Source organism: Neobacillus sp. 114, from assembly GCF_030127045.1.
In the GTDB taxonomy this organism is placed as follows: domain Bacteria; phylum Bacillota; class Bacilli; order Bacillales; family Cytobacillaceae; genus Neobacillus; species Neobacillus rhizophilus.
Genome location: NZ_CP126144.1, coordinates 3,880,976 through 3,907,846 on the forward strand (window position 1 = coordinate 3,880,976; position 26,871 = coordinate 3,907,846).

21 protein-coding genes and 1 pseudogene are annotated in these 26,871 nt (G+C 37.2%); 8 read left to right on the forward strand and 14 right to left on the reverse strand.

Features of this window, described 5'->3' with window-relative positions; all coding sequences use genetic code 11:
• Nucleotides 1-274 precede the first annotated feature (274 nt).
• Nucleotides 275-397 (forward strand): annotated as a pseudogene (locus QNN06_RS31450) (hypothetical protein); the annotation flags it as partial.
• A gap of 206 nt (nt 398-603) precedes the next feature.
• Here QNN06_RS31450 and QNN06_RS18820 read toward each other — a convergent pair.
• The 6 genes from QNN06_RS18820 to QNN06_RS18845 all read right to left on the reverse strand — a co-directional run bounded on the left by QNN06_RS18820 (nt 604) and on the right by QNN06_RS18845 (nt 10,815).
• Nucleotides 604-975, reverse strand: coding sequence for a hypothetical protein (locus tag QNN06_RS18820; protein ID WP_213119305.1), 372 nt, complete (start codon nt 973-975; stop codon nt 604-606).
• Nucleotides 976-1,183: 208 nt separating this feature from the next.
• On the reverse strand, nt 1,184-5,350 hold the full coding sequence (locus QNN06_RS18825) for a 5'-nucleotidase C-terminal domain-containing protein (RefSeq protein WP_284035724.1): 4,167 nt from the start codon (nt 5,348-5,350) through the stop codon (nt 1,184-1,186).
• A gap of 458 nt (nt 5,351-5,808) precedes the next feature.
• A complete protein-coding gene (locus QNN06_RS18830; protein ID WP_217036503.1) occupies nt 5,809-7,110 on the reverse strand; it encodes an MFS transporter in 1,302 nt (433 codons plus the stop codon).
• A gap of 407 nt (nt 7,111-7,517) precedes the next feature.
• Nucleotides 7,518-8,828, reverse strand: a complete 1,311-nt coding sequence (locus tag QNN06_RS18835; protein WP_217036501.1) for a WD40/YVTN/BNR-like repeat-containing protein — start codon at nt 8,826-8,828, stop codon at nt 7,518-7,520.
• Between the two features lie 29 nt (nt 8,829-8,857).
• A complete protein-coding gene (locus QNN06_RS18840) occupies nt 8,858-9,838 on the reverse strand; it encodes a hypothetical protein (RefSeq protein ID WP_217036499.1) in 981 nt (326 codons plus the stop codon).
• A gap of 161 nt (nt 9,839-9,999) precedes the next feature.
• Entirely contained in the window at nt 10,000-10,815 is an 816-nt protein-coding gene (locus QNN06_RS18845) for a lipid II flippase Amj family protein (RefSeq protein WP_213119301.1), read from the reverse strand.
• Nucleotides 10,816-11,203: 388 nt separating this feature from the next.
• Here QNN06_RS18845 and QNN06_RS18850 point away from each other — a divergent pair, with 388 nt between their 5' ends.
• From QNN06_RS18850 to QNN06_RS18860, 3 genes are all read left to right on the forward strand, one after another.
• A complete protein-coding gene (locus QNN06_RS18850; protein ID WP_213119300.1) occupies nt 11,204-12,304 on the forward strand; it encodes a CotS family spore coat protein in 1,101 nt (366 codons plus the stop codon).
• A complete protein-coding gene (locus tag QNN06_RS18855; protein WP_284035725.1) occupies nt 12,301-13,941 on the forward strand; it encodes a glycosyltransferase family 4 protein in 1,641 nt (546 codons plus the stop codon). Before QNN06_RS18850 ends, QNN06_RS18855 begins: the two co-directional genes overlap by 4 nt.
• A gap of 207 nt (nt 13,942-14,148) precedes the next feature.
• Nucleotides 14,149-15,159, forward strand: coding sequence for an NAD-dependent epimerase (locus QNN06_RS18860; RefSeq protein ID WP_284035726.1), 1,011 nt, complete (start codon nt 14,149-14,151; stop codon nt 15,157-15,159).
• Nucleotides 15,160-15,233: 74 nt separating this feature from the next.
• Here the strand turns inward: QNN06_RS18860 and QNN06_RS18865 are convergent, their stop codons facing one another.
• The 6 genes from QNN06_RS18865 to QNN06_RS18890 all read right to left on the reverse strand — a co-directional run bounded on the left by QNN06_RS18865 (nt 15,234) and on the right by QNN06_RS18890 (nt 21,630).
• Complete coding sequence (locus tag QNN06_RS18865; protein WP_284035727.1) at nt 15,234-15,884, reverse strand: FusB/FusC family EF-G-binding protein; 651 nt, start codon at nt 15,882-15,884, stop codon at nt 15,234-15,236.
• A gap of 143 nt (nt 15,885-16,027) precedes the next feature.
• Nucleotides 16,028-16,297: a CD3324 family protein gene (locus tag QNN06_RS18870; protein WP_213119295.1), complete on the reverse strand. Its 270-nt coding sequence runs from the start codon at nt 16,295-16,297 to the stop codon at nt 16,028-16,030.
• A gap of 219 nt (nt 16,298-16,516) precedes the next feature.
• The gene (locus tag QNN06_RS18875) at nt 16,517-16,972 is read right to left on the reverse strand and encodes a GNAT family N-acetyltransferase (protein ID WP_213119294.1); all 456 of its coding nucleotides are present in this window, start codon (nt 16,970-16,972) and stop codon (nt 16,517-16,519) included.
• A gap of 200 nt (nt 16,973-17,172) precedes the next feature.
• On the reverse strand, nt 17,173-17,631 hold the full coding sequence (locus QNN06_RS18880) for a DUF3995 domain-containing protein (RefSeq protein ID WP_249366790.1): 459 nt from the start codon (nt 17,629-17,631) through the stop codon (nt 17,173-17,175).
• A gap of 263 nt (nt 17,632-17,894) precedes the next feature.
• On the reverse strand, nt 17,895-20,582 hold the full coding sequence (locus tag QNN06_RS18885; RefSeq protein ID WP_284035728.1) for a metallophosphoesterase: 2,688 nt from the start codon (nt 20,580-20,582) through the stop codon (nt 17,895-17,897).
• Between the two features lie 280 nt (nt 20,583-20,862).
• The gene (locus QNN06_RS18890; RefSeq protein WP_217036488.1) at nt 20,863-21,630 is read right to left on the reverse strand and encodes a TSUP family transporter; all 768 of its coding nucleotides are present in this window, start codon (nt 21,628-21,630) and stop codon (nt 20,863-20,865) included.
• Nucleotides 21,631-21,741: 111 nt separating this feature from the next.
• Between QNN06_RS18890 and QNN06_RS18895 the strand changes: the two genes are divergently transcribed.
• Nucleotides 21,742-22,530: a TrmB family transcriptional regulator gene (locus tag QNN06_RS18895; RefSeq protein WP_284035729.1), complete on the forward strand. Its 789-nt coding sequence runs from the start codon at nt 21,742-21,744 to the stop codon at nt 22,528-22,530.
• Between the two features lie 178 nt (nt 22,531-22,708).
• Nucleotides 22,709-23,392 carry a hypothetical protein gene (locus QNN06_RS18900; protein WP_284035730.1) on the forward strand — a complete coding sequence of 228 codons (684 nt, stop codon included), beginning with the start codon at nt 22,709-22,711 and terminating at the stop codon, nt 23,390-23,392.
• 181 nt (nt 23,393-23,573) lie between these two features.
• On the opposite strand, the gene norA is transcribed toward QNN06_RS18900, so the two are convergent.
• A complete protein-coding gene (norA, locus tag QNN06_RS18905; protein ID WP_284035731.1) occupies nt 23,574-24,767 on the reverse strand; it encodes a multidrug efflux MFS transporter NorA in 1,194 nt (397 codons plus the stop codon).
• Between the two features lie 121 nt (nt 24,768-24,888).
• Between norA and QNN06_RS18910 the strand changes: the two genes are divergently transcribed.
• Together QNN06_RS18910 and QNN06_RS18915 are read left to right on the forward strand one after the other, a co-directional pair.
• The gene (locus QNN06_RS18910; RefSeq protein WP_284035732.1) at nt 24,889-25,710 is read left to right on the forward strand and encodes a MerR family transcriptional regulator; all 822 of its coding nucleotides are present in this window, start codon (nt 24,889-24,891) and stop codon (nt 25,708-25,710) included.
• Between the two features lie 16 nt (nt 25,711-25,726).
• Nucleotides 25,727-26,167, forward strand: coding sequence for a YaiI/YqxD family protein (locus QNN06_RS18915; protein ID WP_217036478.1), 441 nt, complete (start codon nt 25,727-25,729; stop codon nt 26,165-26,167).
• 223 nt (nt 26,168-26,390) lie between these two features.
• Here QNN06_RS18915 and QNN06_RS18920 read toward each other — a convergent pair whose 3' ends face one another.
• A complete protein-coding gene (locus tag QNN06_RS18920; RefSeq protein WP_213119284.1) occupies nt 26,391-26,867 on the reverse strand; it encodes a hypothetical protein in 477 nt (158 codons plus the stop codon).
• Between the last annotated feature and the right edge of the window lie 4 nt (nt 26,868-26,871).

Below are 26,871 nucleotides of genomic sequence, written 5' to 3' on the forward strand. Positions count from 1 at the left end.
CTTTTCTTGCGCTCTCGGGCAAAATAGATGGTTTATTAAGGAACATTTTTATCTTCATCCGAGACTGTTTTGTCTATCCCCTATACCGGCCGTTTCGTAAAATTGAAAGTAGCCCAATACTCACCTATCAATAGGTACGTGTCTCCACGGAATAGATGATGCCGGTCTGCTTTTGTTTGCCATTGTAGTGATTTCAAAAATTGCAAACGTGAACAGCCGCAGCCAAAAAATAAACTGACTAGTTGTTAATCGATGATGGAAAGTAGATGTCGCAAAGTGGCAAACAAGATCCGTGTCAGGACCTAATACGCAACAAACGATTAAAGACAGCATGGTTGGATTTAATGAACAGCTAAAGGTTAATTTAAACTTTTTGCAAAATATGATCCAGACGTAGAAACTGAAAATTGAAACGTACCTTTTTAATTTTAATATGACCTGCTGTTTATAAAATTAACTTTGTATAATGAATACTTCTTGTTTTATTTAACAGTCCTAACCATTTCAACTATATTAATAAAAACCAAGCGTCTCCACATATTGTAGAAACGCCTGGTTTATTGAGACTTCATATTGGATTTAATTTTTTTATATCAGTAATTTTTAATAATGGGGGTAATAATGGTGGTAATATGGATATGGATATGGATATGGGTAAGGATGGCCATATCCAATGCCTGGTCCGCCAAACCCAAGTCCTGGTCCAAATCCTAACCCTGAGCCTGGTCCTCCTAAACCAAGACCTGGTGCGAAACCAACCCCCGAACCCGGACCACCTAAGCCCATACCTGGATAAAAACCAGGTCCAATTCCTGGTCCCCCAACACCAAGTCCCGGTCCAAATCCTAACCCCGAGCCTGGTCCTCCTAAACCAAGTCCTGGTGAAAAACCTACCCCTGAGCCTGGTCCTCCTAAACCTATTCTTTCATCAATTGGAACATGGACAATATAATTTATATGATTATTCGGAATCACTTTCATCCTCCTCATTTCGTGTTTCATTAGAGCATATGCCTTTTGGTAATAAACTCCTGGGTATTCGCCCTGAATCTTCAAATTATCTATGACATATGCGGATGGGTATTTTTGTAGCTAACCTTCTCGTTACTTGATAATACGGTTTCTGTAATATTATGTTATGAAAAAAATGGCAGGCTGCCCAAATAGCAACCTGCCTTCTCACTTACTTTTCGTTTTTCTTTAATACGTCAACAACAGTTTCCATACTAACATTGCCAGCAGCATCTGTGGCCGTCACCGTTAATAAATTCTTGTGTTTTTGCTTTGGCACCGATACGGTAAACTTACCGTTAGCATCTGCTACAGCTGTACCTATCTCCACAGTACCCATCATTACCTTAACATTTGCACCGGCTTCTGTTGTACCTGTGACAATCGTATCATTATGAATGACAAGATCAACCTGTGGAGCATCTGGTGCAGTTACATCCTTAATTGTCACGACTGTCGCATCACTTACATTGCCAGCCGAATCTGTTGCCGTAACAGCTAACTTGGTACCAGCTACTTGTTTAGCAATCTCGACGACAAAGTTGCCGTCCTCAAATGCAGTACTTGATCCAAGAATGGTTCCACCAACAGATACTTCAACCGTTGCACCTGCTTCCGCTGTACCTGTTACTTTATCCGATTGATCCGTCACTTCGTTTACAGAAGGAGCATCTGGAGCTGTGAGGTCCGCAACCGCTTGGACGATTCTACCCTCAATCACTGGTGAAACAGGATTGAACTTTTCTAAATAGGAAGTAAATACTTCAAAGTCTACAATGTATAACTCTGTGATTCGTCCTTCGTCCTTCGCCGTTTTAAACATGCTGTATCCATCGCCGCCGTCAGCAGTGAAGGCATTCGTCGCTAAACGATACGTTTTATCCAGTTGGAGTTCTTCATAACCATCAACCGTTAAAGCCTCCACATACCAGACACGTTCACCTACTGGTTTCGATGGATCGTACTTAAACTTTAACCCTGATACTTGCATGAATCCACCTGCACCAGGTGCACTCACACTGTGCTCTAAAGCAGCAAGAATTTCTTTTCCTGTTAGGTCAAGAGTAACAAGGCTGTTGCCAAATGGAAGTACAGTTAACACTTCTCCTAATGTGATATCTCCTTGATCAATGGAGGCCCGGATTCCACCGCCATTTTGCATAGCGATATAAGTTGGGATGAACTCATTGGCTTTGGCGGCCATTCCGTCTGCAATTAAGTTTCCTAGGTTCGTTTCCTTGCTGCGTAAATCAATACGTTCACCATTTAATGCAACAGATGTACTTCCTACCACCAGTTTTTGTAGTTCTGTTAATGGAGCTTTATACTCCTCCACCTTCACTTTTGCTGCATCATCCTCTGCATACTTACTTAAATCCTTTAGTTCACCGGCGTAATCAGAAATCACCCCATTTTCGTCGAATGTTACATCAACAACACCAAGGTATTTTAAATACTCGTTAGCTTGGACAATTAGTGTCGGTTCCGCTTTATCTACAACCACTGGAGCATCTAGTTTTGTATGGGAATGCCCGCCAACAATGACGTCAATACCGTCTACCTTCTTTGCTAAATCCAAATCTGGTTGATAGCCTAAGTGGGATAAAGCAATAATTTTGTTTACACCTTGTGCTTCAAGCATTTCAACTGTCTCATTGGCTTTTTCGACTGCATCTTCAAATACAATGTCATCAGCAGGATTCGCTAGGAATGTTGTATCTTCTGTTGTTAATCCAAAAATACCTACTTCTTCACCATCCACTTTTTTAATAATGGCTGGGAAGATTTCTCCATGTTCATTCGTTCCGCCGATTGAGTTATGGAATAGTGGTCCTAAATCCGGATCCTTTGTCATGTTAACGTTGGAAGAAACAATTGGGAATTCTGCCTGCTTGATAAAGTTCGCAAGAGTGGCCGAATCCTTATCGAACTCATGATTTCCAAGAGTCATGGCATCAAAACCTAGTTGTTTCATAAAATACAAGTCTGCTAGACCTAGATACTGTCTGAAATACAATGTTCCTGAGAACACATCCCCTGCATTTAGCAACAGGCTATTTTCCTTCTGGGAACGCACTTCGTTCACAGCCGTAATCAGTCGTGGGAATTGCTCTACATAAGCATGTGTATCGTTAGTATGAAGAAGTGACAGCGTAAATGGTCCTTTTTCCACGCTTAAATCTAATTGAGCAACCAATGCATCATGGTCACTAGCGCGTCCATGTTCTTCCATATACGGTGAGTTAAAGTTCACGATATCCAGTTTAGCTGTTTTAGCTAAATTATTGGATACTAAAATATGATCCAACACTTGTGCATTTCCTTGATAGTTGTAAGTGTATCTTTCAGAAGCAGGCAGGGTTTCAACTAAGTTCGTTAAGTCATCACCTTTTAATGCTGCTAGTGGTGCTGAAAACTCAAAATCGTTCAAGTCACCTAATACCACTACATTTGCATCCTCGTTTTTTGCCTTTATGTCAGAGACAAAGTTATTAACGATCGTCGCAATTTGTACACGCTGTGCTTCACTCTCAAGGTGTGGCGGTTGATTTTTTCCAAATAAAGGTTCATCGCCGCCTTTTGAGTTAAAGTGATTGTTAATGACAATGACTTCTTCTCCTTGGAAAGTAAACTCAGCTGCAAGCGGCTTACGGCTGCTGTTGAATGCAGCATTTGTTGGGTCAATGCGGCCAGGGTTTAAGGTGAGAGAACCATTTTCATAGGCGACAGCCGTTGTGGCATTTCCCTTAGGGGCTTCGTTAAGAGTCACACGAGCAGGATTGTATAAATATCCTACACGAATATTTCCTCCCGGTACTCCACCGTCTTTTCCGTCCACTGGTGCGATTTCTGTCCAAGCATAGGCTGGTCCGCCAAAGCCTTTGATGGCATCACTTAATGCCTTGTAGTTTGCATCCGCTTTGACAACACCGTTATTCGTTTCCCCGCTTTCGTCAAGCACCTCAACTAGACCAATGATATCTGGAGATCCTAAGTTCTCGACCATCGATTTTGCCAGCTTATCGCGTTTGGCAGTATCTGTTGCTACAAAGTTTTCGATATTGTAGCCTGCGATAGTTAGTTTGTCTTCTTCCTTTTGAATAGTTGTGACTTCATTCGTTCTTGGTCGTTCTACTAGGTTAGGTAGATTAGCTGCTTTTGTGAGGATCTTAAAGTTACTAAACGTATAGCTGACCACTCCTGTGACAGTTCCATCAAAGGAGTCTCCCGCTTTCGTTACATAGCTCCGGTCATCAAGCTGAAGAAGCATTTTCTCAGGATTTTGATTTTCTTTTGTTAAAAGCGGAGTTCCTTCTTTTGTATATGCTTTTCCATCCACATGACCAGAAATGACAGGTACTTCTCCATACTTCTGTGGTCCTGTTACAGTTGGATTTTCAATGGAAACAAGCATCCCTTCAAGACTTTCATAAAAATCAATGCCATCCTCTGCCGGGTCAAATGTCCCGAATTGATCGTTGTCGATGACAGAAGTTGGCGGAATTGCGTCCCTACCGATTACGATTGGAGCCGGAAGCTGATTTCCACCAGAAACCTTAGTAACCTTGCCTGATTGGGCATTAATTTCTGTCATGGCTAAATCGGTTTGCAGCTTCTCTGCATATCCATCTAGTACCCACTCTTTGACCAGTCCCGAAACCGTTACGCTATCCCCCACAGCCACACCGTGAGATGGCTTGTAAACGAGAATACCTTCTGACGTATTAGAGTTGTTATCTGGGTTTGGATCCTGCATGTAAAAATTGCTGCCGTCTACTACATAGGTTACTACTCCAGGTACATCTGCTACATTTTTATCTTTATAAGGTGAAGTATGTGATTGACCTTGAATGTCGCGAATTTTTAAACCTGTTTCGCCATTTCCGGGTTCATCTGGAGGTGGTGCTGTGCCATCAAACAAAATGGCCGATGGAGATTTTAGGCCAGGTACTGAAAAATAAGCTTCAAGTGAACCCGTAACAAAAACCTTTTTACCTATGATCGAGGGATTAGTTTTTAATCCATAGGTAGCGCGGAAACTAGAAGTTATTTGAATCGGTAGTATTTTCGTTGCATCCCTTTCCGCAGGGCTATCAGCGATGGCAAAGTTTGTATCATCTGCAAACGGAGCCTCAAAATCATATGTAGCTTTTCCACCACCGCCACTCGCTGTATAAGCTACAATATACCCTGTCACAGTGGCTGTCCCTTTATTATTCGCAATTGCCTGAGCAACCGTAATAGGTTCAGCCGCTTGTGCACGAAATGGGAGAACCATGCTAATCAACATGACAAACATTGTCGTTACCGCAAATAGCTGTTTTCTAAGCCTCTCCACGTGTGTTCCTCCTTTAAATTTGTTTATTTATTACCCTCTATAAAATAGTACTTCCAAATAATCTTCTAAATCTATCAATATATCCTCCTTTCTCTTGTAGGAAGCACTAGAGGTATACTACCAATTTACCATTTCTTCTAGTTATTTCCTTTCGTTTAACTGAATTTTAACCCTCACAAAACAAGGCGTTAACAATTTTTACAAAAGAAAATATTGAATTCTTTAAACTTATTATAATATTTTCCAATTTCTTCTTAATGAGAACAAGTACCTAGACCTTCCTTCTTATATAGACTATCTGCTAGCGTAATAATCATTGATACATATTTTACTCAAACAAAAAAATACGACGGTATAAGCCGTCGTATCAACCTAAATCAGTAGAAATGGTATGGTGGTCAAAGATTCATATTATTGGGGGGCAGCCACGAAAATGGATGCCCTTCTTTCCCTCATCATTATAGAGACTTGTTCGCCGTTTCCTTGGTTTTTAACAAAGCAATAAATGCTATTAAGGAAGCGGCGATTAAGTAGAAGGCAGGTGCAAATTTGTTGTTTGTTTGAAGAATGAGAAATGTAGCAATGAATGGTGCAGTTCCGCCAAAGATGGCGTTACCCAAGTTGAAAGACAATCCAAAGCACGTAAAGCGTACAGAGGTTGGGAACATCTCTGATAAGAACGTGGCGAGCACACCATCATTTCCGGCCAATATAGCCCCAAGGAAGATCTGTGCTAACACGGCGTATACTCCTCCCAAAGGAAGAAGCATGAAGGCCGGATAGGAAAACAAAATAAACAATAAACTGGCTCCAATCAACACTGGCTTCCTTCCTATGCGATCTGCAAGTGTACCAACAATAGGTAGAAAAATTACATAAGTTCCAAGTGAAGCGATGGTCGACAGAATTGATTTAACACTGTCAAAGCCCAACTCATTAGTAAGGTAGGTGGGCATGTAGCTAAGAATAGTATAAAAACCAACGGCATTGAGGCAGATTACTCCGAAAGCAACAATGATCTTTCTCCAGTTCTGACGAATGCTCTCGAAAACAGGATCCTGGGGCTTTTCATGGTCCATCTCTTTAAAAGCAGGCGTTTCTTCAACTCTCGTCCGCAAATACAAGGCGATTAAACCTAGAGGTCCTGATACAAGAAAGGGAATACGCCATCCCCAGCTGTGCAAAGCATCCTGATTTAGAGAGAATTCAAGACCTGCCGCGGTCAAAGCCCCTATTAACAGTCCTGCAGCGGTACTCGCCGGCACAACACTGACAAGTAGTCCCCGGCGTGAACTCGGGGCATATTCGGCAATAAACAAGGAAGCTCCAGCATATTCACCCGATGCCGAAAAACCTTGAACAAGACGGCAGAGAAGAAGTAACGCGGGTGCGGCCATTCCTATCGTAGCATAGCTGGGAATTAGCCCAATTAGAAATGTCCCAAGTGACATCATGATGATCGTAAGAGTCAAGATCCGCTTTCGCCCAAGCTTGTCACCAAAATGTCCCCAAACGATTCCCCCTATTGGCCTTGCTATGAAAGAGATGGCAAACACCCCGAATGTACCTAGCAATGCGGCTCGATCGTTCCCGGGGGCAAAGAAGACTGCAGCGATGACAGTTGCTAGATATCCGTATGAAGCGTAATCAAACCATTCAATTAAATTCCCCATGCCTGCTCCAAAAACAACTTTCTTTACGTCCGAGTAACTGACTTTCTTCGTTTCTATCGTATTTTCGGCTTTTTGTTGGACTTCCACCTAGTATTACCCCCTTGTTTACAAATCGACTATCAAACAAACTATTCATACAATTCAGATAATTATAGTTATTTAAAGACCTTTGGAAACTAGGTTCCAAAGGCAAAAAAATAACAAAACGACGTTTTGTTTTACCTATATCGAAAGCGCTTACAAGTAGAATAGCATAGTAATATTTCTACAACAATTGGTATCAAACGCTAAACTTGTTGTTGAAAGTTCCGAATATTTTGTATTTACTGGACAAAGATACCAAACTTTGAAATCGACTATTTTATTGAGAAAGGTCTACTGTCGTATAATCTGCTGTTACTGTCGCATAAGCCGTTGTTACTGTCGCATAATGATAATTTCAAAAAAAAGAGCATTCCTCATGACAAAGAAATCCTCCATAAAACCTTTACTATTTAATTTTTTCTATCACGAAGTACCCCATCCGGATCGACTAAACCAGCGAAAGACCATGTCTTCCCTTGATCCTGTGAGGTGAACTTTGCCAATACCTTTCCACCCAAATAATCACCTTGTGGACCTTGATTCACTAACAAAGTTCCCTCCGTTCCGTGAAAGGTAGGAATCTCTGCTATTGTGAAGTATCCCTGATATTCTTCCGGTATCGGAACCTCTACACGTTCCCAGTTTGCTCCACCATCGATTGTCCGATATAGATTTGGAATTGGCGGCTGTGCTTCATATCGTAATTCACCAAAGGAGATGAACCCTAATTGATCGTCAATAAACCCTCCGTCTGTCACTAAGGAATAGACATCCTTAACAGATCCGGCGTTGTACCAGGTCTCTCCGCCATCGTTTGTTTTAAATACAAAGTGTGCCTCCCAACTCATCGTTTTATCACCTGTCACGATAAGAAAGCCATCCTTGTCCGATGTGAACCCCAGTAATCGCAGCCTCAAAGATGGCAGCTGGTCCGAAACCAACACTTCATTCCAGGATTTCCCTTTATCCCGACTAACCAGAACCGTCAACCCCTTGTTAAGTACAAACGCAGTTATCTCCGGTGTAATCACATAGCTGCCATTCATTAATTGTTGGTCCGTACCGCCCAGTCCACTGCTTAATAAATTTTCAACCGCAACAGGAACTACTCTCCATTTTTCACCACCATCATAAGTGACCCTAAGCTTATCATCCTTAATCTCATACTTTATGCTTTTCGAGGGTTCCTCGATTCCGGCTTTCTTTCGATATTCTTCCATCATTTGAACAGGTGGCAGCCCAATTTGCGTATCGGTTATTCTTTCAATATTTGTTAATGTGTACGTTAAATTTTCTTCCTTTTTGATGCTTAGTTTCCAAACGATATTAGGAACGACTCGGTCATCCTGCATCTTTCCCCAACCGTAATCGATTTTTGGTGTTCCTTCAGGTAACTGAACTTGAAACACAACCGCCGCTATAAAATAGTTCTCATCTCCCGATAACTTCGTAAATCTAGTAAAGCTCTTACTCGCAATCGCACCTTCACTCTCTAACTGATTCATGAAATCAAACCAGATTCGGTAAGCAATCGTTTCTGGTTTTTGATCACTTTCTTCTACTTGAATTGTATAAGGGAGTTTAATATTTATATCTTCCTTTTTTACTTCGACTGGTTTCGTATTGGGATTTTCATGATCCCCATTAAACAGTTGAAAGATAATGAAGAGAACAATTAATATAGAACTAAAAATTATTAACCTACTTTTCGTTGTTTTCAATGGAATTCATCCTTCATTCAAATATAAACTTACTCTTCATGAAAAAATGGTTTATAGATATAACGCTGTGGAGTAATCATATCCTCCTTGCCTGGAACGTATAAGGAGATGGTTGGTCCCGAGTTTCCTGGAGCAGATATGGAAGGAATAACCTTACCTTTTTCATCCATATAGCGAATCCCCTCCCGAATAATCCCCCAGTTTCTTATTCCTTTATACATGACAGCATAATGCTCTTCATTCCACCGTTTTACTTCATCTTTAACGGGTATCCATTTTAGCATATTGATAACAATCGATAAATCGTTGTTCGGATCATAAACCGTTGTTCCTTCCCCATGCCAATCTTGTTTATGGATCTTAACCTTATTGCTCTTTGTTTTATCAAAATAAATTAAATATCCTGATTGTAGTTTCCGGTCTTGGTCAAACCCATAAACATACATATAAATGTCTGTGATTGTCCCATCCTTTTCAAAGTCTATTTTTAAATCATTGGTCATTAAATACGGTTCCAGCTCCATCTTCTCTTTTACAGAATCCAGTATTCCATCTAGCTTTGCTGCGTAAAAATTATCATTCTCTAGCTTGACTCGTGTCTCTGTTTTCAACTCCTGGATTTTCCAGGCTAATGCCCCGTTAAAATTGACAGCATTCGAGCCAACATAATATCCTCCAACCATCGTAACCAATGAAAAGAGAATAACCGTCCATTTCCAAAAGTTTGGATGAACAGGCTTAACAATTTTTAAATCTTCGTTTATCTCTCTTTTCACTAGCTTACGATAAGTAACAATAATATGGATAAACATTAATAATAGCAGAAAGCTGATACCTAAAAAAATCGGAATATTTGTTTTCATTTGTCCTATTTTTGTAATGGTGTACAGAATTCTCCACCACATGATATATAGTAGAAGGATAAACAAACTGCTTTTACTTCCAAAAAATAAATATCGCAATATCAGTCGTCGATATAATTTTTTAGTCAATTTATTTTCAATTGCCATACATATAACCCCTCCTGGTCAAATTGCATCCTGTTTCAAATCCTCCACTAAACTATCATATTAAAATAATACCTATTCCAATATATAGAAGGCAAAATAAAAATACTGTATCCCTATAAGGAAGACAGTATTTTTAAATTTAATGAATATAATCGATTCTATTAAATCCACTTAGCAAACCAAGCTACATAATATGCTGCAGGGATAAATAGTAGTTGAGCAACAATTGTTCCCAAGAATTTAGAGCTTATCATTGTCAGAGAATAGCTTTTTAAGTAAATGTAATCGGTTTGCTTTTTCATTACTCTATCAGCTAACACCGACGCTTTGGGGTCAATAAACAATGTCAAAAGAATCGTTGCTATACCATTTATAATTCCAGATGACATCAATGCTGCCTGAGCATAATCTTTAGGAACTAACATTGAAGCATAAATTGAAGATAGAACACCAATCGTAAAAACAGCTGAAATGATGACATTAATCACAAAGAGCCGTTTTGGAATGGTTTTTAATGTAATTCCCTTCAGATATGCAAATCTCGGCATCCTTAAACACATAAAAACTTTTCTTAAGCCATTTCGATTGAATTGATGAACAAACAGCGCAATGATTGAACCACGTTGATTTGAAAGTTGAACAATGGCTCTTGAAAAGATATTGATGAACGTCGGAAATAAAAGTATCCCCAACAAAACCCCTATGGAGGTTACAGCTATTAAGATCCTATATTGTTCCTCTATAAAGTGCAATTTGTTTACATCAGGTGCTTCTGCAATAAGTTTTGCTGTAAGAGGTTGTTGAATCATTGTAGAAAACCTTGAAACAATCACCAGTGTACTAAACAAAGATAAAGCAGTGGCGATTAATCTTACTCTTGCTCCTGAAATTCTTGTTGAATAAGCTAATGTTTCAATCATTGTAATGATCAATAAAAACAGAGCGATAATAATTACTTTACCTGAAATTAGTCCCATAAATAACCCCTAAAAAAATATGATAGCCGTATTATAAACTAAATTATTTTCTTTTGGAATTATTAGATGAGATCGTACAAGGATAATTCATTCTTAAAACTCCATTACCTCATCTTGGTTATTACATACAACATGATTTGACCAACTTTACTAATCCGATATAGCGGGACAAACTCATTGTTAAAATGGCGAATTACCGTTCTAATAAAATAATTTATTTTTTGAATGAAGTACACTCAAATCCGCTTTTAACTTGTACATTTTTGTACAAAAAGCATATTAATGATAAGTAACTGGAATTGGTCAAAACAAAGTTTGTTATTTTTCAAATAGCTTTTCGTTAATAATCTGTAAAAGTATAAGTTACTCCAAAAGGAGCGGTGCTACAGTGGAGAATCAAGTAATTGTACCATGGGAAGTGGACGAACTAACTCATGGAGAATTTTATGTTCCAGATTATATCAATGATATAGGATTGGAAGTACTGAAACAATACAATTTAAAAGTCAATAGCATGCAAGTGGTCACAACAAAGCCTGACAAGGGTGGAGCTATCTGGAAGCTGGAGACCAATTCAGGGCCAAAAAGCTTTAAGCTTCTCCATCGAAGACCAACAAGAAGTATGTTCAGTCTTGGTGCACAAAGATATTTGGTGGATGAAAAAAATGCAAGGGTACCAGCGATTATCACCACTAAATCCGGTGAGGATTACGTACAGGCTGGAGGAAAGTTGTGGTTTGTTGCGGAGTGGATTGAACCACTAACTCCTGTAACAAAGGATTTAGAAGGCGCAAAACAACTTTGCTATGCACTTGGTGAATTTCATCGATTAACTCAGGGGTATTTACCTCCTGCTGGGGCTGAAATTGCTTCGAGGTTGTATAAATGGCCAAAAAGCTATAAAAAAATCGTAACGAAAATGGATTGGTTCCGAACAACAGCCAAAGCATATAGTTCAATGCCTGCAAGTCAGGACCTATTAAATGTTGTGGATCTATTTGAAGAACAAGGAAAGAGAAGTGTGGAAGCACTTAATCAGTCACAATACCCAGAACTAACAAAACTTGGAAATACTAGTTGGGGGTTAGTACATCAGGATTACGGCTGGTCAAATGGGCAAATGGGACCGAACGGTATGTGGATTATTGACCTGGACGGAGTGGCATATGATCTTCCAATACGTGACTTAAGGAAATTGATTACAGGTACCATGGCAGATTTATATAGATGGGATGTAACGTGGATGCGTGAAATGATTCAAGCTTATCACGAAGCACATCCAATTAGTCCAGAACTATATGACATCTTAATGATTGATATGTCACTTCCTAATGAATTTTATAAAAATGTCAAAGAAGTACTATATGAACCAGAAATATTTTTAAATGAAACAACTTCTCAACTAATTAGAACCATTGTCGATACTGACCAATCTAAGTGGCCGGCATTAAAAGAAATTCAAAACGATTGGAGCAATAAGAAATCATGAATATTTTAATGATCGCTACTGAAAAACTTCCAGTACCTCCTGTCCTGGGAGGGGCCATTCAAACCTATATTTCTGGAAGTCTGCCATACCTAGCAAGGTCTTATAATATTACTGTTTTAGGTATAACGGACCCATCGCTTCCTAATGAAGAAATCAAAGATGGAATTAAATATGTCCGGGTACCAGGAAAATTATTAGCACTCTATCAGCAAGGAATCGTTCAATTTTTAGCCTCCAATTCTTTCGACATTATTCATATTTTTAATCGTCCTCGTCTGGTTATGCCGATTCGAAAAATGGCACCTCAATCCAAAATTATCCTTAGCATGCACAATGATATGTTTAATCTTGAAAAAATTGAACCAAATGAAGCAAATGCAGCAATAAATGAAGTCTCAATGATCGTTACAGTCAGTAACTATGTGGGGAATGTCATCCGAAACCTCTATCCCCAGGCATCATCAAAGCTCCGAACTATTTATTCAGGCGTTGATTCTGAGAGGTTTTTACCTGGTAATCATTCCAAAATAGAATCTATTCGAAATCGACTTCGCAAAGAACATGGCTTAGAAAATAAGAACGTTATCCTATTTGCCGGGAGACTTTCCGAAAACAAAGGAGTAGATCGTTTAATCCGGGCATTACCGCTGCTTACAAAAAAATTCAAAAACTTAGCTTTAGTTATAGTAGGAAGCAATTGGTTTAGTCAGAACAAAGTAACCGATTATGTAGCCTATGTTCGCTCTTTAGCGAAACAACAAGACGTTCCTGTTGTGACAACAGGCTTCGTATCACCAGCTGAAATTCAAAATTGGTTTGCGGCTGCCGATTTATTTGTTTGTACGTCCCTTTGGCAAGAACCACTTGCACGAGTTCATTACGAAGCCATGGCTGCCGGCCTTCCTATTGTGACAACGGCAAGAGGAGGAAACCCAGAGGTAATTAATTTAGGGGAAAATGGCTTTGTAGTCGAAAATCCAGAAGACCCGGCAAATTTTGCAGAAAAGATTTCTGAAATATTATCAAATAAATCATTAATGCAAAGTATGGGAAAAAGAGGAAGAGAACTCGCTATAAGTAATTATAACTTTTCTCGAGTTGCAGATGAAATTATGGAAGTTTGGAGGCTTACGCTGGAAATGCCTCTTTCTGCACCGCTGCCAGATGGATATGTAGCCCCAGAAGTTGAAAATCCCCCAAATTTAATTCCTCTAAATAGCAAATATGGAGAGGTACTTGGTAGTAAACAAACAAGCAATTTATCCTTAGATGATTCAAATGATGAAAAAGAGAAAAAGAAGAAGAAAAAGCAGTACAAAGAAAAGGACAAAAAGGATAAAGTCAAAAAGAAAAAAGACAAAAAGGATAAAAACCAAAAAGATAAAGACAAAAAAGATAAAAACCAAAAAGATAAAGACAAAAAAGATAAAAACCAAAAAGATAAAGACAAAAAAGATAAAAACAAAGAGAATAACAACAAAAAAGATAAAAACAAAGAGAATAACGACAAAAAAGATAAGAACAAAGAGAACAACGACAAAAAAGATAAAAACAAAGAGAATAACGACAAAAAAGATAAAAACAAAGAGAATAACGACAAAAAAGATAAAATCAAAAAATATGAGGGGTATATATAATTTAAGATGAGTGAAACCAAAGGGTAAAAAGGATTAAGAGTATATGATAAATCACACAAAAGGTAACCGAAAAAAGAAGCATTAAAAAACCGACTGATCATTTAAATAATTCAATCGATGTAGCTAATCGTCGAAAAAAATCAAGGTGCATTACAAATGGCACCTTGATTTTTTGAAAGATCATAAGAAAGGAGCCAATAGAAAACCATGAATATATTAGTGACAGGAGCGGCTGGTTTTATTGGGTTTCATCTTTCTAAACGTTTGTTAGATGAAAATTATCATGTTATCGGTGTAGATAATCTTAATGAATATTACGATGTTCGGTTAAAGAATGATCGGTTAAATATACTGAAAAAAAACGCTAATTTCAAATATTATAAAATAGATTTGGCAAATCAAGAATCGCTAATACAAATATTTAAAAGTAATACGATCAATATTGTAATCAATTTGGCAGCTCAAGCTGGAGTCCGTTATAGTCTTACCAATCCTCATTCTTACGTTCATTCAAACTTATTGGGGTTTACAAATATTTTAGAGGCTTGCAGGCACTATCAGGTAGAACATTTAATTTATGCATCTTCAAGTTCTGTTTATGGAGCAAATTCGAACATTCCATTCTCTACAAAAGACTCTGTCGATCACCCCGTAAGTCTATATGCTGCTACAAAAAAATCAAACGAGTTAATGGCTCATACGTATAGCCATTTATTTAATATTCCAACCACAGGCCTTCGTTTCTTTACAGTGTATGGGCCTTGGGGAAGACCCGATATGGCCTATTATTCTTTTACCAAAGATATTATAGATGGGAAAACTTTAAAAGTATTTAATAATGGTGATATGAGCAGAGACTTCACTTTTATTGATGATATCGTGGAAGGGATTATTAAATTACTAGATCATCCACCCAAATCCAATAATAATTGGGATACAAATAACCCTGACCCGAGCTCAAGCTATGCACCCTATAGGATTTATAACATTGGCAACAATAATCCTGTAAAATTAATGGTATTTATTCAGATATTAGAAAAGCTAATTGGCAAAAAAGCAATTGTAGAATTATTACCTATGCAGCCAGGAGATGTTAAAGAGACCTATGCAGATATTACAAGTTTGCAAAATGATGTAGGCTTCTATCCTGCTACACCATTAGAATTAGGATTAGGCCAATTTGTAGATTGGTATAAAAAATATCATTTAAAGTCCTGAAAAATTCCCTCAAATTTTTAGAGGGAATTTTTCAATACTTTAATTTATTGGAGCAAAGGCAAAATGGGCTGTATTCATAATCCTTGTGAGTCTTTTAGAAAAGTTGTTAAATATTCAACATCGGTTATATTTTTATTGCATTCTCTGCTATCGGCACAAATAAGATTTCCAATGGACTTGTAATAATCTGGGTTCTTTGATTTTTTCGCTTTTGTTACAGTAGAAAAATAGGCAACCTCACCAAAGCAATTGCAGAAGGAACAAAGATTTTTTTTACTAGTCGGTGCAAATTCGCATTCAATGCCGACCATTTTCCCCTCCAGCTCATATACTATAAATTTCTTATTGGATCTTAGGTCGTTCCAGCTTAAATAGGTCAGTTGGCTGTGGTCTATATTTGATAAATCAGGCATCTTTAATTTTTTTTGTTTCGGAAACATTTTTTTCAATTGCTGTTCGGTGATTTTTGGAAAGGGCAGCAAATAGTCCGAAAGATGCTGGATATATTGCTCATACTCTTTATCTGTTTTCAGTCTCGAAAGATCCAACATTTCTTGTTGTTCCAAAGTGGCATTTGGAAATAGGTCCGAAATTTTGGCATTGGCTAAGTCAATCACAGCTGCCAAAACGTTTTGGGGTACGTTCTTTTTGGTACTGTCCCTAATTACAGCAATCTGTTTTTTTATATAATTTAATTGTTCATTTTTAATAAATTTTTCAGTCATCTCTTCTATCTCCATTCATTTTGCTAAAGCTCTTTACACTTATTTTAAAAAATATTTGAAACTTCAAAAATGGATAAAATGACTTAGAAATGTTTTTTACATAAAAACAGCACTGATGAAGGATTTTCACCAGTGCTGTTCCCCTACTTTTTATGTGAATAGACAATTTTCTTAATCGTTTCAGGTGAAAGATAATACTCGTCAGCCAGTTGCTGGATGCTGCTGCCACTAATAAAAGAATTTCTAATGTCGGTATTTCGGCGGTCCAGCAGCCCTCTTCCTCCACTTGAAGTTCCCCATTTCCGGTACTCCGTTTCCTGTTTAGGAATATAAAGGGTTTCCCCTTGAATATACTTTTGGATTTCGACAATTAGCTTTTCTGGTAGAACTTTGCTTGCATTCATATACTTCAATATTGCTCGCCCCTTATTTGATTTTGAATAAAATAAGGTGCAAAGCCAAAATATTAGAAAAGCTTCTTCAGCGATAAAATTAAATGTTTCGCCCCATGCAAAGTATCGCCTTTTCAATAATTGGCTTTGCATGAGTGAAAGAAGTACCAGACAATCTAACGTGATTCTCCATCTGTACGCACCCCCTTTAAAATTTAATTATAGCGTAATTCAATGATTTCATCTCACCTTTTTTAATTCCCATTTTAACATATCATTCACAGTTCCAATTTTATTCATTTTCAACTTTTCTAACACTTTAATGGATGGAATATTATCATGTAGGCACTCAGCAACTACTTTATCTACATGATCATTTGTAAACGCCCAATTAATAATTTCATTTACAGCTTCAGTTGCATAGCCTTTGTTTTGTGCTGAAGGTATGATTCCATATCCTACTTCAACCGTATTTTCTGAATTAGGTTTACCTTTAAATCCAATATCCCCAATAATCGTATTGTTTTCTTTGTTGATAACTAGCCAGACACCCCAACCAAATTGAGTAGAATCCTCTTTAAGTTTTTCCAAAAACATCTTTATATGAGGGCCTATTTTGTAATCTTCTGGTGAAATCGTTGATAATAATTCATCTGTGCAAGGAACAATTTTTAGTCTTTCTGTCTGTAATTCCATCTTTATACTCCTCGTAAATTATAATAAGTAAGGGATTTTTCTAAACATTTTCTATAAAACTCTATAAATTCCTTTAAATTCTCGAGATTAAATTTTATTCTTCTTTCACTAAACTCCAGTGGTGGAATAAGTGAATTTAACGGTTAACTAAATCTAGTAAGTTTCATTCTGCCACTCTAGGGCCATATTATTGAACCAATTTAAATTCTTTTGACGGAAAAAAAATAAAAAACCCCACCAACCATCCAGTATGGTTCCCAAAAGATTAGTCTCCAAAAGGTAGCATATGGGCCCAGGTTAAATTCCAGAATATGAAATGCATTTAATAGAATTGTGATGAAATTTAGAAACCCGTACAAGAACAAAAATGCCCCTCCAATTTTTGCCGTGTAATAAAGCATTCTGTTCATGATTTGTTTTTTCCAACGAATAATCAGCATTAAAAGGAAGATGACACCGAATAATTTAATGAAACCAGTAAGCCAAACGATGGCCATAAATGAGGGCGAAGGGTTTAAGGACATCTCGTAAATGGAACCACCTAAAGATCTAACCCCCATTAAGCCACCCATTGCCCAATAAAAGCTCATTCCTGCAAAAATAAGTGTCCAAATTATGCCCAGAACGACACACCAAGAATTCCTTTTCATTAAAAACATTTGACCATCCACCTTCTCCCCTGTCAAAGATGCTATAAGTTTCTATATCTTCAATCTTTTCTAACGCTATTTAATTCATTAAAAAGCATTTTTATACCTACTATTAAAAACTATTCCTGAAGCGCTTCTTTATGTAAAATTTGAGTTAACAATAAAGTCAACATTAATCTTTAATAAAGCCATAAAATTAAAAAAGTGCATGAAGTCAGTACTCCATACACTTTTTTACTAGTTATTAAAGATAGTTTTCATTAAACACAATACTAATCTTTCGAAATTAGCTTTTCAATCGTTTCTCTAACTTCACTACCCGTTGCATGTTCCTTTACAATCTTCATTAAGGATTGGTGGATTTTGTTAACATCAGTTTTTGCTTGTCCATCCAGCTGATGTATTGTATTTGTTATAAGTAAATTTAACCATGTTTCTTTTAAACGCTCTGGCTTTCCGTTGTTCTTTTGACCAAGAATGGATTTCATTTCATTTACAATCTTGTCTTCTGCTTTTTGAAGATTTTCAGTTAATATACCCCGTTGATTATTAGGTATTTGTTCGACTAATTTATTTGCAGTTTCAAGTGTAACAAGATCGTTATCAACTTCTGCTGCACTTTCGAGCCTAGAATCTAACAATGTATTAATTACTTGCTCTGCTTGTACGATTGTTTTGACGATTAATAGTCGTTCAAGTAATGTATTTTTGTCTGTACCGTCTGCTAATTGATCAACTGCTTGTTGCGCCTTTTCAATACTTTCTTCAGAAGGTGATTGTTCAGCTTGCCCCACTGCTTCTTTTGCTAGCTTTAGATTTAAGACTTCTTGTGCTTGATTTACTTTAGCGGAAACTATAGTTAAACGAACTTGTAACTCAAATTTATTTTCACCATCTTCTAGCTCTTCAATTAAAGCTCTCGCATGATTGACTGCGTTGACAACGGCATCAATCTTTTCTTGCTTATCCAATACGGCTCCTGCTAACTCCTGTGCTTTGACTACTGCTTCCATTGCAAGTTTATTAGATTCACTTTTTCCGTCAACAATCTCTATTTTCATAGAACCAATGATAAACGGTAAATTTTTAGCACCAACAATTCTAAAGTCTGCATTACCATTTTGACGATTGGTAAACTTTGCTTGTGGCATATCAATGGTTACAGTTTGCCATTTATTAATATCTTCTTCCTTAATGGTAACTTTTTGCGCAGGTTGATAGGCAGCTCCTGTTTCAGCTGATTCATATTGAAGTGTAAAAGTACCAGCGACAGGTGAACGATATTCAATTGTGGCACGACTATTATATGGTCCTCCATAAATATATCGATCGTCGACTGACAGATAAAGGTTATTTCCTTGATTAAACATATTTTTATCGACTTGTAATACCGTTCTGCCATCAATAATAATTTCGTGAGCTGGACCACTTTCGTACGGAATCCAAGTTAATCCATTTGGCTCACTGTCAAAATCCATAGAAACAAACTTTGCTGGCTCGTCAGGAACGATTTCAAGCTTCATTGATCCAATCAGCAGCGGCAGGTTATTAGCTGCTAAAAGACGCATATCTGCACCATTATTTTGGCGATTCGTAAATTTTATATCTGGTATTTCTAGTGTCGCAGTTTTCCATTGGTTTATTTCATCACTCGTAATATTAATAGATTGCGATTTTTGATAAGCTGATCCTGAGTCGGCCGACTCGTATTGAAGACTAAAAGAACCTGATTTTGGTGAACGATATTCAATGGTTACTTTCGCATGATAAGGTCCTCCCAGGATAGATTTGTCATCTACAAATAAGTAGGCGTGATTGCCGCCGCCCATAGGATTTTTTTCAAGCTGAAGGGCCTTTCTGCCATCTATCGTGACTTCACTAACTGGTCCATCTTGATAATTCTGATAGGATAAACCATCTGGAGCAGTTGTATCATCAAAATCCATTGACACACTGTATTTATTCGGAACCGGTTTTACACCTGGATTTGGGTTAGGATCGACCCATTCCATACGATCAGCAATATATGCCTTACCGGTTGCTTTATCCTTTTTCAATGTAAATTCGTACTGATCCTTACCAGAAAGAGTAAGATATTCTACTTTTAATTCCTCTTTCCTCACCGTAAGACGAACAGCACCTAAATTCTTATCATCACGAAACAAACTTCCATCTACCGGGGAAAATATAGGAGTGGTACCATTCCCGCCATTTCCTGAAATCACGATGTTATAGCCATCTTTCGTTTCAATATGTTCTGCATGATGATCATGTCCCGCTAATATCAAGTCGACACCTGGCGTCATAACCCATGAACGATCAAAATTATTTCCTGCTTTTCCAGATGAATAAACCGGTTGATGCTCCCCTACAATGACCCATTCTGCTTGACTATTGTCAACCGTGTTCTTATATGCATCATAAATTGGAGGCATTTGCTCGCCGGTTGATTTATTACAGTTTGCATCTGGGTTTACGAAATCAACCAAGCCGTTGCCAAATCCTGCTACATATGAAACCGGGACCCCAAATTTATCAATACTTGGTTGAACACTTTCCATGGTACAGCCGTTTCCATAATCGTGGTTGCCCATGATAGGGAAAAATTTGCCTGCTTTGATATCTTCTATATATGCTTCTTGTGCTTTTTCTACTTCTTCTGGCAGTCCACGTTGATAAGTATTATCCCCAACAGTTAATATGTAATCTGGATTCCACGAATGAACCATATCGGCCACCTGTTGTTCACCTTCACAATTGCCAACTCCACAACCGCCATAATCACCAATAACTGCCAATATGAGTTCATCAGCAACTGGCTTTGTAGGATCTACTTTTTCGGTAATACGTTCCATCTCACCATTCGTTTCAGCAGCTAAACTACTAAAAGGGAAATTAACTGTGCCAGATAAAATTGTGGCTATTGTCAAAATCCCGAGATACTTTCTATATTTTTTCAAGACTACCTCTCCTAACATAGTTTTTAGAGCTAATTTCTAATCATAGTTTCGTAATAATGTTAACAGGCTTCAGTTAATTTAATATTAAGACAACATAAATTTATGGTAAATTTTGTACTATCTGTTCATATTTTGTTTTTTTGTCCTGAAAAAAGCATCAAATGTATTTGGAAATTAAGAAATGCTGTTAATTCCGATAAAAAGTATATCCCTTTTCCAAAAACTTATAGAAAGCAAAATAAAAAACTGTCCCCCTTTAAGGAAGACAGTATTTTTGAAGTTACTGAATATAATCATAAATATTTTTCGCCAGCAATAAGCAGGTAACGACAATAAACAACGCACGAACATAGCTGCTTCCTCTTTTGATCGCAAATTTTGAGCCGCAAATGGCACCAGCAAGCTGAGCCACTCCCATGATTAAACCATAAGTGTAATTTACTTGTCCTAGAAACATGAACATGAACAATGCGGCAATATTACTGCCAAAGTTTAAAAACTTTGCGTTCCCCGCTGCTTTTAAAAAATCAAATCCAACCAATAAAAAAGAAAAAATTAAAAATGAGCCTGTTCCTGGACCAAGAAATCCATCATAGAAACCAATTGCAAAAATGGCAATCGTAAAAATAATGAAGTGCAGTACGGACAATTTTTTGGGGGTTGAAATGCTGCCCCAATCTTTCTTAAAAATAGTATAAATAGCAACTGCTGCGAGCATAACCAGCATCAATGGCTTGAGCAGTTCAGGGTTTATTAAATGAACTGTCCACGCACCAAGCATCGAACCGATAAAAGTGAGCGGAAATAATTTATAAACTGACTTTATATCAAGTTTACCTGACCGATAAAACATAAAAGTACTTGTTAAAGAACCTATAGTCGATGCTAGTTTATTGGTCGCTACTGCCCCTGCCGGATTCAGCCCTGTAAATAATAATGCAGGTAATGCGATCAGGCCGCCGCCCCCTACAACCGAATCAATAAATGATGCTAAAAATCCGAAAAGAATCAAAATAATTAATAACGTTGGGTCTAAGTCAAGATGCATTTCATTCAGCCTTCCTTATAGTCACTACTAAAATAGTAACTAATAAATTGCTTATTGTAAATAGGTATTGTAAATTTGAAATATAGGAATGAAAATTGGAGGACGGAAAAAGTGAACGACATTGTGCAACGGCTCAAAAAATTAGGTTTTAACGAATACGAAGCTAAAGCTTATTTATCTCTTGTAAAACAAGGCCCTGTCACAGCCTACCAAGTCAGTAAAGAGTCAGGTGTTCCAAGAGCACGAATTTATGAAGTGTTAAGTAATCTTGTTGAAAAAGGGATTGTCTTGAAGGAAGAAATTAATGATACCACTCGTTATTCCCCTTTGCCCGTTGAAATTTTTTTGCAGAAAGCTCAATCAGAGTGGCAAGCGACTTATACAGAAATAAGTGATTCATTAAGAAATTTAGAAACTTCTGTGGAAAAAATGGACAATCGAGTTATTACTTTAAAGGACTATAAAACAATCATTAGCTATTGTCAGTCATTAATAAAAAAAGCAAAAAGGCGTATTGTTATTTCGATGTGGGACAATATGTATGAGGTATTGAAAGAGGAACTGGCTGCGGTGGCGGCTGATCAAGTCAAGCTACATGGTATTACATTACATGTTGAAAATCCTATTAAAAATCTAGAAACCCATCGCATCACAACTTTTACTGAAACCCCTTCTACAGAGCGTTGGTTTATTTTATCCATAGATTCTAACGAGATGATTTATGGGCCATCAATTGAGGAGCGTAGTGTTGCTTTTTATACAGATGACCCTGTCCATATTTACTTATTAGAGGATTATGTGTGGCATGATGTGCTGGTAAACCGGCTTGTCCGACGCAGCCAAGACGATTTGGACAATTGGATTACCACTGAGCGGAAAGCCTTCTTTATGGAAAAATAAAAATGTTAAAAGGTTAAAGGGGATGCCCCTTTCCTCAGGGAAATAGGCGATCAATCACTTATCATTAAGAAAATACAGCCCTACACGACTGGCAATGATATACGCTGCAAATATTACTATAAATAAATCTTTTTCTTCATGCGAATAATAATAAAAATGTGTACAAAGAGGGGTTTTATTGAAGAAGCTTACGCTACTATCTCTTATTTGTATAATGTTTCTTACCTCATTGGAGAAGCCGCCAAAAGTCGTGCCATTTTTACGACCAATCGTAAGTGGGCTCGCAGAACATACTAATGTCCCAGTTTTATTGCCCACCTATTGGAAGGGACAAAAGGCAAAAAAACATACGTCTGTTATTGTGAAAGCTTATGAAAATGGGTACATGATTTATTTTGTATCCACGGATAAACCTTATCGAGCAAATGACCCGGCGATATATCATCCACCTGAATCAAATCGAGTCGGAGAACTAACCGGAAATGTTGGAACTATGATACCAAGCGACCGACTGAGTGGTTTAGTCTTTTACAAAAAGAAGGGCGGCGCTAAATTATGGATCCAGCCGTGGATTAGGTCGGTCATTTACGCAAAGCGTGGATCGTGGACTATGCATTTTGATGGTGATAACGGAGATGAGCCGTATCAGCAGGCAGATGACTTGTTCAAAGCAATGAAGAAAGTCAACTGGCTAAAAAACAAAGACATTCATGAAGGGTATATCAGCGTTATTGGCACGAGGCTTGATGCATATACTAACATATCTTGGGATACAGGTGATGGATTTGTTTATAAATTTTTTTATAAAGGTCCCATTAAGGAAGCGGTAAAAATCGTCGATAGCCTACAATATGTTGAATAAGCAACTTTATGAATGGCAGCTCTGTTAACAGAGCTGCTTTTTTGCTTGATTCCAAAAGAATGGCAATCATCAAGACGTTCCATTGAGGAAAAATAATAATCTTTGAACTTTGTCTTTCATGATAAATATCTCACTTCTATATAGGTACAGCCGAATAGCTCAGATATTTGTCCACACCCCTTTAATTGGCTGCACTAGCCTTCACTTTTCTTGAAGAATCATTCGCTTGCTTCTTCCAAAATAATGTAAGAACTATTCCCAGGGATAGGATCAAAGTCGCAAAGTAGTATGGGTAGTTGATATCTATATCAAATAATATCCCCCCAAGAATGGGTCCACTTATGTTCGCTAAACTTGTAAACATAGAGTTCATTCCGCCAACGAAACCTTGTTCGTTTCCGGCGATATTTGAAAGGTATGAAGTAACTGCTGGACGGAATAAATCGAATCCTACAAAAACCATAAATGTAACAAGTAAAATAGAGAAATATGAATGAACAACCGTCATTAAAAAGACAAGTATGGCTGATAAAATGAGGCTATATTGAATCAGTTTAATTTCACCCCAAATTCGTGTCAGCCTATCAAATAATATGACTTGGGAAATTGCACCAAGGATTGCTCCACCCGTGATGACTATTGCAATATCGGATGGTTTAAATTGAAATTTGTGGTCCACAAATAGACTAAAGAACGATTCAAAAGCTGCTAATCCAAATGAGGCAATAAAAATTAACATAAACGCAAGGAAATATTTTGGGTCAATAATACGTTGGAACCCAACCTTACCATCTGTGACTTGTTTATTATTATCTTCATTACGATTTGGCTCAGATAATAAAAGGATAGAAAGTATAGCTGCAATAGTACCCAGTGCTCCTGCAAAGAAAAACGGTATACGTGTTCCAAACTCCGCTAAAAATCCACCAATTCCTGGCCCAATAATAAATCCTGTACTAATTGCAGCTGACATATAACCTAATGCCTTCGGACGAGTATCCAAATTTGTAATATCAGCAATAAAAGCTGTAACAGCTGGCATAATAAACGCAGCACTAATTCCACCTAAAAGACGAGAAATAATTAGCATTTGAATATCTTTGCCGATTCCAAATAAAAATTCCGAAATGCCAAAAATAAATAAGCCAATTACAATCATCATTTTCCGACCCCAAATGTCTGCTGCTTTCCCTGCAAATGGCGAAACAATCAATTGAGCAATGGCAAACGCCGCTGTTAAATAACCAACTGTTGTTCCAGTAATGTCTAATTCATTCATCAATGTCGGTAAGACTGGAATGACAAGACCAATTCCCAAAAAGGCTATGAATAAATTCATTAATAATAATCCTAAGGTGACCTTATTATTTTTCATTTTTTACATTCTCCTTAACAAAACTACCTACTGCAAACCACTTCATTTTGTTTATCATTTGTTTACATTTCCCATCCTAGTGTATATAGTTACTATATAGTCAAGGGCGGTGTTGTAAAAAATGGATAAAAAAAATGGCAAGTATTTAAGTACTGGGGAATTTGCGAAGCTTTGTAAAGTAAACAAACAGACACTCTTTTATTATGATCAAATTGGACTTTTGTCTCCCCTATGGAAAAATGAAAAAGGTTATCGTTATTACTCCATTCACCAAATAGAGCTATTTTTTGTTATTGATTTATTAAAGGATCTTGGTATGTCGCTAAATGATATTCAACAATACATGAATAATAAATCGCCTGAAAGTTTTTTATCGCTAATGTATCAACAAAAACAAGAGATTGTGAAAAAGCGTCAGGAGATTGAAATGAAGGAAAAAATGATTGATGCAAAAATAGCATTAATGGAAGAAGCGTCGCACCTTGATTTTCAACAAATTACGCTTAAACAATTACCAGAGGCAACACTTTATCTAAGTAGAAACATTGAGAATATATCTGATGAAGAATTTGTAGAGGTTATTTCAGATTTTATTAATGAATTGAACATATCTCATCTTGATTCAGGATATCCAATCGGTGGTATAACAAAACGGGAGCACGTAATGAAGGGAGAATTCTCTAATTATAGCTTTTTATATATTGAGCAACCGCATCCAAAAGTTGGATATCCCTATTTTCAGGCTGTGAAAGGTGATTTTCTTATTGGCTATCATATTGGGGATGAGAAAACAATACATAAAACCTATAAGCGGCTTTTTTCAGAAATGGAGCGTTTAAATTTAGCCTTAGGAGATTATGTTTTTGAAGAGTATATTTATGATACAGTTGTAATGAATCATAAGGAACATTATGTGACCAAAATTATGATACAAGTGGAATAAAACTCTGGAGGATAATATGAAAATTTATGTTGATGCAGATGCTTGTCCTGTAAAAGATATAATTATCTCTGAAGGTACGAAAGCTGATATTCCTGTAATCCTTGTTACTAGTTTTTCACATTTTTCTAATGCGGAAAATCCAGCAGGAGTGGAAACAATTTATGTTGATTCTGGAGCAGATGCTGCGGATTATCGGATTATGAAGTTAGCAGAAAAAGGAGATATCATTGTTACGCAAGATTATGGTCTTGCTTCACTAGGCTTAGCAAAAGAGTGCACGGTCCTTCACCATACTGGGTATAGCTATACAAATGAAAACATTGACCAATTACTTCAAGCACGTTATTTAAGTGCAATGGCTCGAAAAAGCGGAAAGCGTACAAAGGGACCCAAACCATTTACATCGGAAGATAGAGAGAAATTTAGGGTTCTTTTTAAAAGGGTGATTTCACCTTAATAAGGAACCTGCCATTTTCAAGCAAACCTAAAAAAATAATATTTTTGACAATATCTATTTATACAGTTAAAACTTCTCCCCATTTATTAAATTCTCACTGCTCGTAAATGAAGAAGCAGAATTCAGTTTAGTATTCCCAAATGAATGGACAACAGTTTCATTACGACTGTTGTCCTTTTACATTAATCTCTAACGCGTTCTATTATTCCAAGTTTTCAGCTGATTATATCCCAAAAATGCTATTAAGAACGGATAATGGAGTTTCGTATTTAATGCCAAACTCTCTTCCGGTGTAATAAAACACGGGATTTTTCAAAGCATAGGATAATGATTTTTCTTTTTCCAATTCCTTTTCCAGCTGGTCCAACGAATCTGGCATTTGGCCAATACTACCTGGCTTTCCTTCGCCAATTAACGTCACGGTTACAGAGGCAATTTGCTCTTTTCCTCTCATGATAAAAATATCCCGACCGCCGTCTGAAAAAGCTTTTAGATGAAGATCATCGAAAGAAACTCTAACCTTATCGTTCTTTTTTCGAATCACAAAGCCCCTTTCACGAAAATAATCCTCAAAGCTATCTAAAAATTCCTGAACCTTGCTATGTAACCCAGGTTCAACTATTGTTTGGAATAACTCCTGATTTTGTTCCTTTACATGGTTTAATTCCACTTTCAATTCTTCGATTACTTTACCATTCATGTTC